The 13685-nt window shown below is 54.5% G+C and carries 6 protein-coding genes and 1 pseudogene; all 7 read left to right on the plus strand.

Going from position 1 to position 13685, the window contains the following annotated elements:
* Nucleotides 1-46 precede the first annotated feature (46 nt).
* Entirely contained in the window at nucleotides 47-460 is a 414-nt protein-coding gene (locus MJ205_RS05545; RefSeq protein ID WP_239811556.1) for a DUF262 domain-containing protein, read from the plus strand.
* Nucleotides 461-663: 203 nt separating this feature from the next.
* Nucleotides 664-1809 carry an HNH endonuclease family protein gene (locus tag MJ205_RS05550; protein WP_239811557.1) on the plus strand — a complete coding sequence of 382 codons (1146 nt, stop codon included), beginning with the start codon at nucleotides 664-666 and terminating at the stop codon, nucleotides 1807-1809.
* A 137-nt stretch (nucleotides 1810-1946) separates the two neighbouring features.
* A complete protein-coding gene (locus MJ205_RS05555) occupies nucleotides 1947-3077 on the plus strand; it encodes a DEAD/DEAH box helicase (RefSeq protein WP_239811558.1) in 1131 nt (376 codons plus the stop codon).
* Complete coding sequence (locus tag MJ205_RS05560) at nucleotides 3074-8359, plus strand: Zn-binding domain-containing protein (protein ID WP_239811559.1); 5286 nt, start codon at nucleotides 3074-3076, stop codon at nucleotides 8357-8359. The genes MJ205_RS05555 and MJ205_RS05560 overlap by 4 nt, the downstream gene beginning before the upstream one ends.
* Entirely contained in the window at nucleotides 8356-10446 is a 2091-nt protein-coding gene (locus MJ205_RS05565; RefSeq protein ID WP_239811560.1) for a UvrD-helicase domain-containing protein, read from the plus strand. The genes MJ205_RS05560 and MJ205_RS05565 overlap by 4 nt, the downstream gene beginning before the upstream one ends.
* A 46-nt stretch (nucleotides 10447-10492) precedes the next feature.
* Nucleotides 10493-11424 (plus strand): annotated as a pseudogene (locus MJ205_RS05570) (IS5 family transposase).
* Between the two features lie 200 nt (nucleotides 11425-11624).
* Nucleotides 11625-13682, plus strand: a complete 2058-nt coding sequence (gene zorA, locus MJ205_RS05575; RefSeq protein WP_239811561.1) for an anti-phage ZorAB system protein ZorA — start codon at nucleotides 11625-11627, stop codon at nucleotides 13680-13682.
* Nucleotides 13683-13685 lie beyond the last annotated feature (3 nt).

Here is a 13685-nt window from a genome sequence, read left to right on the forward strand (position 1 = left end):
CAAGCGCTAGAGGCACTTTTGACCAAATATTCAAGAAAGCCGAGCGATGAGCAAGCAAACCATTGAAACCTTTTTTGCTGGCAAGAATCTGGTGGTGCCCAGCTACCAGCGCGACTACGCCTGGAAGGAGCGCAACATTGACGAGCTGTTTGCAGATATAGAGGAAGCGCTGGAGGTGGGTGGTCATTACCTGGGTACCTTCATCCTGTCGCAACAATCACCGTCTGCCCCAGTTTTTGTGGTGGATGGGCAGCAGCGTCTCACTACCTTGACCATGCTGCTCGATGCCCTGATTGGCAGCTTGGAGAACGCCGACATTAGGACGGTGATGCGCAGCACCTACATCCAGCACCCGCTGACGGGCTACAAATTTCAGGTGCTGGGGGAGAATAAAAACTTCTTCGAGGCCATGCTGGCCAAGCAAAACCCGAATCCACCTCGGCGGGTCAAACTCGGTTGAAGCAGGCTTACCAGCACATTCGCTTGCGGGTGCAGGACTTGGTTAAGCAAGGTGGTCAGCCGCTGGTGCTGCAGTGGCTGACTACCTTGACCCGTATGGAAGTGCTGGAGTTCATTGAGCGCGACGAGGGCAAGGCCATTCGCATGTTCCAGACCGTGAATGACCGAGGGGTGCCTCTGGCCAAGATGGACATTGTCAAGAGCTTGCTGGTCTATTACTCCAACCGCTACCTGGGCGGTGTTTTGGACCAGAGCATTGCCATGCAGTTTGGCAAAGCCTTTCGCTCTTTCAACAACGTCAAGGCCCTGGCCAACGAAGCTGGCTACCAGATACGGCATATTGACCGCGATTCGTTTCGCGAAGACGATGTGCTGCGCTACCACTACTTCGCCTTCAATGCGGGGCCTTTTGGTGTGGATGCTGGCGGGGACTACAACGCGACCACGGAATCCGTGCTGGAGAGCTTTTTGAAGCCAGCGCTGCAAAAGCTGCGCTCTGACCCATCGAGGCTGCGCGCTTTTATTGAGGCATACACCGCTGACCTGACGGGCTTTTTCGGTGCCTTGGAGGCCTTGGTTCAATCCACGCGGACAGACCGCGCCAGCTACATGCTGCTTGTGGTGCAAGACCTGTCTGCCACCCTGTATCCCATGCTGATTCGCCTGCACTTGATGGGCTGGCTTCAGCAGACGTCCTCCATCGACAGCCGAACCCTGCAGTCTTTGATGGAGTTGGTGGACCTGCGGGTCTTCAAGCTGCGCGGCACCAATCCGCAGGCTGATGTGTTTGCCATCACCCGGAGTCTGGGCCACACAACGGTTGAGCAGGTGGTGCAGGGGCTGCAGAGCTTTTGCAACAAGTTCATGCCCGATGCGCTGTTGACATCGCGTCTCGTCAGCGAAGACTTGTATCGCAATATGGGCCTGCAGCGCATACTGTGGGAGGAGGAAGACCAAACCTCGCTTTTTCTGCAACAGTCTCCGGCAGACATCCTAGAACTGTCCCGTTTGAATGCCGCCGGCCTGTCGGTAGAGCATGTGCTGCCGCAAAACCCAGCGTTTGACATTGCCAGCTACGGCTTCAAGGACGCCGAGGAGTTCGAGGAGCACAAGCACCGTCTGGGCAATTTGTTGCTACTGGAAAAGGGCCTGAACAGTGCCTGCCAGAACGCTACGGTGGAGTCCAAGGTCACCGCCCCCACGCTGTATGCTGCCTCGGGATTGCTCTCGGTCAAGGCGCTTGCCGCCAGCCGAGTGGGCAAACCGCTGGGCTATAAGCTGGAAAACATTGAGGCACGTAGCCAGTCTTTGGCGCAGCTCATGCTGAAGCGTTGGCCAATTACGGCGTAATGCAAGTCGTGTGCCAGTTCATCCAAGAAGATTTGCTGTGTTAAAGCCGCAGAAATAGGCAGGTAGCGACTTAGCCCCACACAACCGAAGAACTCCACAATAACCAAAAAACGATAGTCTGTACTATGCTCCCTTCCTTGCTTGCCCGCGATATCCAAACCGGACTCAAACAATTCTTGGTGTCGAGTTATGAGCCAGCCGATTCTTTTATGCATGGGCTGATGCGCCGCTTTACAGATGAAGAGGCGGCGTGGCTCAAGGGCCCTTATGTGCAGATGGGCCTACCGTTTGCGGTGGGCAATGCGGGGCGTTCGTTTTTCTCCTCCTTTGAAACAGAGTTTCCAGGCTATCTGCACCAAGAGATGGCTTGGCAGCGCCTATCGAGCCAGCATTTGGCGGCAAGTACCTTGGTGGCCACGGGTACGGGTTCGGGTAAGACGGAGTGTTTTTTATTTCCGGTCTTAGACCATTGCGTGCGAAGTAAAAAAGCGGGAGAGGCCGGCATCAAAGCCTTGGTTATCTACCCCATGAATGCGTTGGCGACCGACCAAGCGCGCCGCATTGCAGAGCTAGTAGCCAAGGTGCCTGCGTTTGCAGGCCTGCGCGTGGGGTTGTATGTGGGCGGTGCGGCTGGTGCACCTGGCACGGGCATGGTGATGACGCCTACATCGGTGATTACCGACCGTGACACCTTGCGCAAGAACCCGCCAGACATCTTGCTGACCAACTACAAGATGCTGGACTACCTGATGTTGCGCCCTAAAGACCGCAAGCTTTGGGCGAACAACGGGCCGACTACTTTGCGCTATGTGGTGGTGGATGAGTTACACACCTTTGACGGCGCCCAAGGTACTGACTTGGCGCTGCTGCTGCGCCGCTTGCGGGCACGTTTAAAGACGCCAGAAGGACATCTGATTTGTGCTGGTACATCGGCGACGTTGGGCGGCTCATCGGGTACGGAACCGCTGCGCGACTATGCACGCCAAGTGTTTGGCGTGCCGTTTGCGGAAGACGCAGTGGTGACGGAAAACCGTCTATCCGTAGATGATTTCTTAGGCGATGCCATGGTGAGCTATATGTTCATGTGGACGCCAGCCTTAGATGCGGCCCTAGACCCAGAGCTCTCCGCATCGCCTGAGCATGCAGTGCAGGCTTGGTTTGAGGTCTTCTTTCCGGGAGTGCAGCAACCCGCTGGGGTTGAGGTGGTTAACAGCACACAGTGGCGCCACGCATTGGGGGGCACCTTAAACAACATCAGTTGTTTGTGAATTTGCTGCGTTTGATGAAAAGCGGTGTGGCGCACTATGACGCGCTGGAAGATGCATTTGCACGCAATATGCCGGCCGCAAGTCGTGTTCAAGTGGCGCGTGTATTGGATGCTTTGTTGGTGCTGGTGGCGTGGGCCTTGCGTGACGGTAAGCAACCCTTGGTGACGCTGCGTGTTCAGCTGTGGGTGCGAGAGCTGCGCCGTATGGTGGGCAAGCTAGCACTCAACCCTGAAGATGTTTGCTTGCGCAGCGAGCGCGATTTGCCTGCGGAGCGCGAAGGTGTGTACCTGCCCATGGTGCAGTGCCGCCAATGCCGCACAACTGGGTGGATATCGCGCATCGTGCCCGGTAGCAGCAAGCTGTCCACGAAGCTCGATGAGATTTACAACACCTGGTTTGCAAGTAGACCTGAAGCTGCAAGGTTGTATGCGGCTGCAAGCGTAGGCACTAGGCCAGAGGTCCAAGGCATCCATCAATTTGCCTGTGTAGCTTGTGGCAATATGCAAGCAGGTGATAAGGAGTGTCTGGCCTGTGGTCACCAAGAGTTGTTGCAAACATTCCAGGTGACGGCTCAGCGCTCGCAAGTATCAGGCAATGTGCATTACACGCGACATGACGATACTTGCCCCTGCTGCGGCGAGCGCGGTGAATTACTTTTGTTGGGTGCACGTAATGCCACCTTGGGCTCTCAAGTGGTCGATGCGAGTTGGGCTAGTCGCTTTAACGATGACAAAAAGCTGATTGCATTCTCAGACTCCGTACAAGATGCAGCCCACCGTGCTGGTTTTTTTGGAGCGCGGACTTGGCAGAACAATGTGCGCACTGCATGGGCCCATGTGCTGGATGAGTTGGGTGCCGTGAGCATGCCTTGGTCCCAGTTGCTAGAGCGGGCTGAGCGGCGCTTTACACAAGAGGGCTCTGTGCTGAACCGAGCTCCAGCAGAATTTGTCGCCGAGTTTTTGGCACCCAATATGGCGTGGCAACATGACTGGTCGGTAGAGTTGCTGGAAAAAGGTAGCTTGCCAGCGAATTCGCGCCTGCCACAGAAGGTGCGCATGCGCATGCTGTGGCAGCTGTTCAGTGACCTCACCTACCAAAGCCAGCGTGGTCGCACCCTAGAGCGCATTGGCAAAGTCACCATGGCGGTGCCGTTGTCACGGCTGAGCGAGGTGGTCGATGACCTTCTGCCTGTGCTGCGAGAGAGCTTCGGCATGAAGGATGTTGAAAAAGGCTTGGTGTGCCAATGGCTGTGGGGGGCATTGACCCATATGCGCCGCCGCGGCGGTGTCATGCATGCAGAGATGCAGGAATATGCTGAGACAGGCAATGTATGGCGACTGGGTAAAGGTGCCGGCCGTGCTGAGTGGATGCCAAAAATCGGGGAGTACACCTCCAAGCCTGTATTACTGACTTTGGGTCAGCACAAGCATTTCGACAAGCTCGTGGGAAGTTCTAAGCCCACTTGGTATGAGCGCTGGACTGAGGCGGTATTGAGTCAGCAGATGCTGCTGTCTAAAGGAATGGCTGCTGACTTGTGCCAAGCGGCTTTCAAGACGTTGGTAGAACATGGGGTGTTATTACGCACTATGAGCCAGCAAGGCGATACGTTGGCGTTAAACCCTGAGGCTTTGGAGGTGAGCACTGACGTGGTCTTTCTCTCCACCTCCGCAAATAAGCGCAAGATGGCCGTAGCGCGTGCTGATGCCGAGCAGCTGTTGGGCATGCCGTGCCTGAATGCTGTGGAGTATCACTATGAGCAGTTGATACCTGAGGCAGCCGATTGGTGGGTCAAGCGGTTTAGTCAGGGAGACTTGCGCCGTGTCATTGCCGCCGAGCACACAGGTTTGCTTGAGCGAACGGCACGCGAGGCTTTGGAGCTGCGGTTTAAGGACAAGAATCCCCAACCATGGTACGAGAACTTGCTATCGGCCACGCCTACCTTGGAGATGGGGGTGGATATTGGTGACCTGTCTTCAGTGCTGCTGTGTTCGGTGCCGCCAAACCAAGCAGGTTTTTTGCAGCGCATTGGCCGTGCTGGCCGCCGCGATGGCAATGCCATGACAACCACCTTGGCGGATGGCAATAGCCCGCATGACCTGTATTTCTTTGCAGAAACCGAAGAAATGATTGCTGGTGAAGTCGCTCCGCCTGGTGTATTTCTGAAAGCGGCAGAGGTCTTGCGCAGGCAGCTGTTTGCCTTCTGCATGGATGACTGGGTGTCGACCCTCAAAAATGACAGCGCACTCCCGGACAAGACCTCGCAAGCGTTGGATGCGATGGAGCAGGCTAAGCATGAGCGTTTCCCGTACATCTTTTGTACGCATGTGGTTGAACACGAGCAACGTCTGTTTGACAGCTTTATGGCTTTGCTTGGTCAGGATGCAGACGAAACAGTTCGTGGGCGGCTGTGGGATTTCATGCAAGGCCAAGGCGAGAGCGATGGACTACGCACCCGTTTGACTAAGACATTGGAAGAGCTAGTGGAGGAGCGTAAGACTTACAAGAAGCGCCAGAAAGAATTAGACGCAAGCAAGAAAAATTTACTCCAAAAGCCACAAGACGACACCACCAAGGAGGAAATAGATGCCCTTTTGCGCGAGCGTGACAAGATGCTGGAGCTCATCAAGGAAATCAACGGGCGTGACCTGCTCAATACCTTGACCGATGCGGGCTTGATTCCCAATTACGCGTTTCCTGAGTCAGGCGTTCAGCTGAAGTCCGTGCTGTGGCGCAAGCGCGGTGAGGACGAGCCTGGTCAAGGAGGCTATGTGGCCCTAGCCACGCAAAAGTATGAGCGCCCCGCGCAGTCAGCTTTGTCTGAGTTCGCGCCAGAAAACCGCTTTTATGCGAACCAGCGGAGAGTGGAAATCGACCAAATCAACATGAGCCTGGCCGATACGGACGACTGGCGTTTTTGCCCAAGTTGCCACCACATGCAAAACCTGAGTATCGAGCCCGATGTACATGCGGTATGCCCTCACTGTGGTGACCCGATGTGGTCGGATGGCGGGCAGAAGCGAACCCTACTGCGCTTTAGGCAAGCGATTGCCAACAGTAATGACACCGAAGTTCGTATTGATGACAGCGCAGAAGACCGGGAGCCTAAGTACTACGTGCGTCAACTGTTGGCTGACTTTAAGCCGATAGATATCAAAGAAGCATGGCAGATACCAGTCGGTGGCACGCCTTTTGGTTTTGAGTTTATTGGCCGAGTGACATTCAGGGATGTGAACTTCGGCGAGCTGGCTAAACCAGGAGAGGCTTTCAAGGTCGCTGATAAAGAGACACAGCGCCCTGGATTCAAGCTGTGCAAGCACTGTGGAAAGGTGCAAAAACTCACTCGAAAAGGAACCATTGCTGCGGAACAAGACCACAGTTTCGACTGCATAAAACACGGTAACAATGACCCAACCAACTTGCTGGATTGTCTGTACCTTTACCGCGAGTTTGAGTCAGAGGCACTGCGTATCTTGGTGCCCTATACGAAGAATGGTGTGGATGACACCGTGGTGCAGTCGTTTATGGCGGCGGTGCAGTTGGGCTTAAAGCGTCGTTTTGGCGGAAAGGTCGACCATTTACGGATGGTGCTGCAAGATGAGCCAGGCAAGGATGGAGGCACCCGTAAGCACTACGTCATGCTCTATGACTCAGTGCCTGGCGGAACGGGCTATTTGCACCAGCTGCTTGCCAAAGACGCTAAGACATTGGCGGAGGTATTGCACCTCGCGTTAGATGCGCTGCAAAACTGCACCTGCAACCAAGACCCAGAAAAAGATGGTTGCTATCGCTGTCTCTACCAATACCGGCTGGGGCGCAATATGGAGCAGGTTTCCCGCGACAGTGCCAAGGCGGTACTTGCTGACTTGGTGGGCTCGCTGCCTGATTTGCAGCGGGTAGAGACCATCTCTGATATCTATATCAACCCTAATTTTGACTCCGTCCTAGAGGCTCGATTTATCGAGAGCCTGAAAAAAATGGGTGGGGTGGCAGGCATACCCACCGTCAAGCTAGTGCAAGACGTCGTTAATGGAAAGTCCGGGTATGTGCTGGAGCTTAGTGGGCAGCGTTATCGCATTGAACCTCAACGTCAATGTCATAACGATGATGGGGTAGCTGTACCCAGTCAGCCGGACTTCGTCATTTGGCCATGGTCCACAAACTCTAAGCGCCGACCTATAGCGGTGTTTTGTGATGGTTGGAGTTATCACAAAGACAGCATCCGAGAAGATGCCCTCAAACGCAGTGCTTTGGTGGCCAGTGGGAAGTTTTGGGTATGGTCAGTCACTCACCAAGATGTAGCAGCTGCATTAGATAAGACAATTGACACTGATTTGGAGGCGTTGACGGTCGCGTTGAGCCGCCATGATGGCAGCAAAGCCCCAGTACCAGTGCCAAGAGCACAAGCCAAGGCGTTTACACAGCACGCGGTCGCTAAGCTGTTGCAGTGGCTGGCCAGCCCTGAAGGTACAGCAGGGCAAGATGCGGCAGTGAATGCCCTGCAACGTAATGCGTCTTGGCTGCAATTTTTGATGGTTCCATCCACACCTGCAGATAAAGATGCAGCAACGAATCAGCGCGCACAGTGGCAAGAGTATCTACCTTTGCATTTGAAGGAACCAGACTCTGGGCTCGCGCCCGTTGTGTCGAAGAAGTCAGGCACTGTGAATGTTGTCGGGTGGTGGCCCATGCTCATTGTTAGGGGGTGGCCTGAGGATGCGACCTGGACTGCACCTTGTGCAGTGCTGTTCGACGCCACCGCCGCAGATGGCGAAGAGGCTCTGCACCACGCATGGCGTATGTGGCTGCATGCGTTTAACGCGCTGCAGTTTATGCCGGGCACATGGCTGGTGGAGCGAGAAGGCTTGTATGCACACGATTACGATGTTCTGAGCGCTAGCTATGAGTCGGTGAAGCCAGCCCAAAGTGAAACCCAAGCCGCATTAAATGGCATTTGGCAGGCAGTGGTTGAGCAAGTGTTGGAGCCCATGACGTCTGGAATTAGAGTCTTGGCACATGCGGGTGTGCCACCACCCGAGGTGGGGTTGGAGCTGGCGGACACTAAGGGCCGTGCATTGGCAGACTGTGAGTTGGCTTGGAGTGACACCAAACTTGCCGTTTTGCGAGCAGACCAAGAAGACCTGAAAGAGCACTGGGTGGCTGAGGGTTGGAAATGCTTGGTGCTCGATGAAGGAGTGGCCACAACCCAAGGCAAGCCATGGGCTGTGGTCACTGCTGAAATTTTAGGTGTTGAATTAAATATGGATGAAGGAGTGGCTGCATGAGCCTCAAACCCAAAGTTGCCCTTTCACAAGATTTTCTGCTCCAGCTTTCCAAGCTGCCAAAAAACGTGCAATCCAAGGTCATGCAATGGACTATCAAGTTCCAGGTAGACCCGAAAAGTCCAGGGATAAATTACGAAAACATTCTTGGTGCACGCGATGCTAATCTGAAATCAGTACGGCTGGATAGCGACTGGCGCGGCATCGTCTTCAAACCTAGCAGTGGTGACGTGTATGTTCTACTCTATGTAGCCCATCACGATGATGCATATCGATGGGCGGAGAATCGCAAGCTCGCGGTGAATCCCGTGACCGGCGCGATGCAGATGGTGCTGATACAAAGTGTCGAGGAAGCCGCGCCTGCGGACGAAGCTGCTGGACCGGTCGAATCGGGGCCTGCAAATTCATTCCCCTTGTTTAAGACGCTGCAAGACCGCGAGTTGCTCAGTTTGGGAGTGCCGCAGGAAATGTTGGATGTCGTCCGTGCCATCGCTTCCGACCGCCAACTGGATGCATTGCAGGCTCAATTACCAGTAGAAGCCTACGAAGGATTGTTTCTGGTTGCTGCCGGTGACACGGTGAGCCAAGTGCTCAGCGCCCGTGAAACGCGGGTGGACCGAGACATCGATACCCAGAACTTTGCTGCAGCTTTGGAGACTGCCGAGTCTCAGTCTCGTTTTGTGATTGTGGATGACGACGAAGCCATGCTCGCCATCATGAATGCACCTTTGGCACAGTGGCGCGTCTTTTTGCATCCGACCCAAAAGAAGCTTGCTGATGGTGACCGCACTGGGGCGGTGCGTGTATTGGGTGGCGCTGGCACAGGTAAAACGGTGCTGGCCATGCATCGTGCCAAGTGGTTGGCTGAGAACCGCACACCCGAAGGACAAAAGGTGTTGTTCACCACATTCACCAAAAACCTTGCCAGTGATATTGAGCAGAACCTGCGCACCCTGTGCAACAAATCCACGCTCGAAAAAATTGAGGTCCGTAACTTTGATGCTTGGGTGCATGGATTCATGCGCAGCCACAAGCTGGAGCACCGCATTGTTTATGACCGTAAGCAAGATGGTGCGCTGCAGGCCTGGGAATCGGCGATGGCTGTACGGGATACGACCCTAGATTTGCCCAAAGACTTCTACGAAAAAGAACTGGAGCAAGTTATTCTTGCCCAAGGCATAACCACGCGCGACGAATACCGAATTGCCCGTCGGACAGGCCGCGAAGGCATCTTGAGTAGAGGCAAGCGAGACGCTATCTGGCCAGTATTTGAGGAATACAGAGGTCAGCTCAGCTCACGCAAACTCAAGGAGGTAGATGACGCATACCGCGAAGTTGCTGCAATGCTTGCTTCAGGTGAAGCACAGCGTCCTGCGTACGTTTCCATTCTGATAGATGAGACACAGGATTTTGGCGAGCAGGCACTGAAGCTCCTGCGAGTCATGATTGAGCCTAGAGCCAATGACTTGTTCTTCGTGGGTGATGGTCATCAACGCATTTACAGTCGTAATAAAGCTGCAATGAGCAAATGTGGAATTGACATTCGCGGCCGCGCACGAAAGCTGTACCTGAACTACCGCACGACCGATGAAATTCGCAGACAGGCCGTCGCTTTACTTGAGGGCTGTGACGTCGATGACTTGGATGGGGGGCAAGATGAGGCCCTGCGATATAAATCGTTGTCCCATGGGCCTGTACCGAGCGTTTATGAAGCTGAAGGTTTAGAGGCCGCCGCCGCCCAGGTCATTGTTCTCCTCAAAAGTGGCCAGCAGGCACTGAGTGAGCAAGATGCCTGGACGGTGTGCGTGATTGCTCCTTCGGAAAAAATTCGTGAGACGCTGGCTCAGCAGGTCACCGCAGCAGGGTTTTCATGTGTGACCATTACTGCTCAGTCGAATCATGCAGATAGCCGAGGTGTTGTGCATTTCGCGACGATGCACCGCGCTAAGGGTTTGGAGTTTGACTCCGTTGTGGTGGTCGCGCCTGAGGCTTATTTCGGAGACCCCGAGCAAACGGGTAATCAGCGCAAATTAATGTACGTAGCTCTGACTCGTGCAAAGCGAACTGCTGCGTTGATTCGTATTTCGTAGGGCGTTGTTGCACAAATGTCGCCCTCAGCTAGCGTAGGCTGAGGAGATGAGTGAGAAGAACTGGGGGCGGCGCAAATACCGCACCACAAACTGGAAGGCGTACAACGCAGCGTTGAAGGCGCGAGGGGACCTGAGCATCTGGCTGGATAGAGACATGCAGTGGCTAGCCCTGCCCACTGGTAGGCGAGGTCGTTGCCAGAAGTTCTCAGATGCGGCCATCCAGTTTTGCCTGACCATCAAGAGCCTGTTTGGCCAGCCCTTGCGCCAGACACTGGGCCTGGTGCAGTCGCTATTACGTATGGCAGGCCTTGGCCAGTGCCCGACTACAGCACGGTGTGTCGCAGGCAAAACAGCTTGAATGTGCAGGTGCACTACCGAGCAAGCGAGAAAGGCTTACACCTGCTGGCCGAGTCCACGGGCATCAAGTTCTTGGGCGAAGGTGAGTGGAAAACCAAAAAGCACGGCGCCGAGCGCCGCCGCCAGTGGCGCAAGGTGCATCTGGGTGTTGATGCCCAGAGGCTGCAGATTCGGGCCATCGCAGTTACAACCAATGAAGTTGGCGACTCGCCCATGGCAGCTGACCTGCTAGGCCAAATCCCAAGCAATGAAGAGATAGCTAGCTTTACCGGTGATGGAGCGTACAACACGCAGGATGTACATAAGGCGTGCTACCTGCAGGAAGCCATTCCAATCATCCCGCCACGCAAAGGAGCGAAGCTGCGCAAAGGGGTAGCATTTGCTCACCGCAATGAAGCGGTCAAGGCGTGTAGGCAGTTGGGGCGGGCTATCTGGAAACGCTGGAGCGGCTACCACCGACGGTCTCTGGTAGTGACCAAGATGAATTGCTTCAAGCGCCTGGGCGAGCGGGTGATGGCTAGGACGTTTGAGCGCCAGGTGACCGAATCGTTGCAACCAAAATTGAAACTACTGCCGTTGAGCAACGCACTAAATGCAAGTAGTAAATTGATACATATATAGTGACGGTTCTACAATCGGAATATGCGCTCTATGCGCGGGCGGAAGTGCCACAGTTGAGCTTTGCTGGAGGTTCTAAAGCTCAGGGGCAAGGCTTTCAAAACAGCACTTGGCAATGTCCTTGCTTCAATGTTGCGCTGCATGTTGCATAGACGCCCCCGAACTCAAATTATCAATGGAACGTCGGTGGAAGGGCCGCCTAAGTGAACTTGCAATCGATTCTCGCTACAACGCCGATACCGGTCCTCGTTACAGCTACCGTGCTGCTATTCCTCGTCCTGGTCTTCGTGACTGTCTTTCTGGTACCGGGTCTCCTACACTGGAATCGACTGAGGACTATCCAGAAGGGCATACGGCAGTTTGAATCCAAGAACTTCGCGTCAGAGTTCAAAAAGGTATTTTCACGAGACCTGCGCTTGGCGCATCTCTGGAAGGAATATCAGGACTCTTTACACATTCAACGGGAAGAGCGCGGTGGTCAGATGGCCATTGCTGCGGTACGTGCAACTGTTCCGGCTGAGATATATTTCAACAGCCAGTTTGTGGTCGATAGCCGGCTTCGCTCAGAGTTCTTTAAACACCTTCCTGGTCTTTTCACGGGCATCGGCATCATTGGTACTTTCAGTGGCCTTATTGAAGGCCTGCGCCAGTTCCAAGTTAGCGAAAACGCTGCAACGGTTCGGGACAGCCTGCAGTCGCTCATGCACCTCGTGGGTGAGGCGTTCCTTATCTCGGCAACAGCCATTGGCGCTGCAATGCTTGTCACGTTCCTTGAGAAGCTGCTTCTGGCCTCCCTCTATCGCCGTACCGAGGAAATCGCCCACGAAATTGACGCACGATTCGACTCTGGTGCAGGAGAAGAGTATCTCTCGCGTCTCGTGCGCGCGTCCGAGGACTCGGCCAGCCAATCCAAGATTCTCAAAGATGCCTTGGTCAAGGAACTGGGCGAACTACTTAGGGAACTGACATCAGCTCAAATCACGGCATCCAAGGATGCTCAGATGCAGCTGGTCGACCGGTTGACCCAGACCTCAAAAGAGCAAGTTGATGCATCCAGGGAAGACAATAAAGCACTGGGCTCCACCATCGCAGAGAGCATTCAACAAAGCCTGCAGGGACCTCTGCAAGACATCGCTAACACCGTCAAGGCTGCAAGTGGCGACCAAAGTGCAACTGCTGCACGTATGCTTCAAGATGTCATGGCGAGTTTCAGCCAGCGCTTGAATGACTTGTTCGGAGGACAGATTAGCGGCCTAAGCGACCTCAATCAGCAGACGGCCAAGAGCATTCAGGAGGCTGTTGGGACTTTGCAGAAGCTAGTCGCAAACATTGAAGAGTCAAGTCGCCGCTCTACCAATACGATGGCTGAACGGATGGCACAAGCCATTGAAAAAATGGAAGCGCGGCAAGAGGCAATGAACGCTCAGTCTGCTGAGTTCATCGAGCAAATTCGGCAACTCGTTGCGTCTTCTCACTCAGAGACCAATACCAAACTCCAAGCCATGCTGGAAACCATAGGGACTCAAATGGCGAGCATGTTGGCTGCCTTGAATAAGGCTCAAGCTGATACTTTCCAAAACAGTGTCGACCGTGAAAAAACCATGGTCGACCGCACGACCAATGCAGTTAGCAACATGTCTACGTCGGTAGAAGCTGCCATTAAGGAAATCGGTGCAGCCTCTGCACAGATGGCGAAGAGCGTCGATGTTCTCTCCCAAACCACCAGCACCTCGGTCAATAAGATGAGTGCTGGTGCGGAACAGCTGAGCACTGCTTCCCAGAAGTTCGCCGCAGCGGGGGAGAGTGTCAACGGCGTGCTTGAAAAAGCCGCAAGCGTCACTGGCAAGCTTGCCGAAACCTCTGGAGCTCTTACGATTGGTGCCTCCTCGTTGCAAGACCTCTTGCGTGACTATCGCGTTCAGCGAGACGCTGTTGGCGAGTTGGTCACTGAACTGCGGAAGACCGTTGAATCAGCCAGGAAAGAAGCCTCACTCACGACTGACATCCTCGCGCGCATCGAAAGCTCGGCGACTCGTCTGGGAACGGCGCAGCAGCAGGCTGACGAGTACTTGGAAGGCGTTAGCCGGGTACTCGGGGAGGCGCATACGACCTTTGCAACTGAAGTGCGGCGCACCTTGGAAAAAGCCAACACAGAGTTTCATAACAAGCTGAGTGCATCTGTTGGTTTGCTGTCTGCTAGCGTACAAGAGCTAGAGGTGACGCTTGCCTCCATAGGTAACATGAAGCCAGCGCGTGTGTAAGCC

Source organism: Comamonas sp. B21-038, assembly GCF_022387135.1.
Lineage (GTDB): Bacteria > Pseudomonadota > Gammaproteobacteria > Burkholderiales > Burkholderiaceae_C > Comamonas > Comamonas sediminis.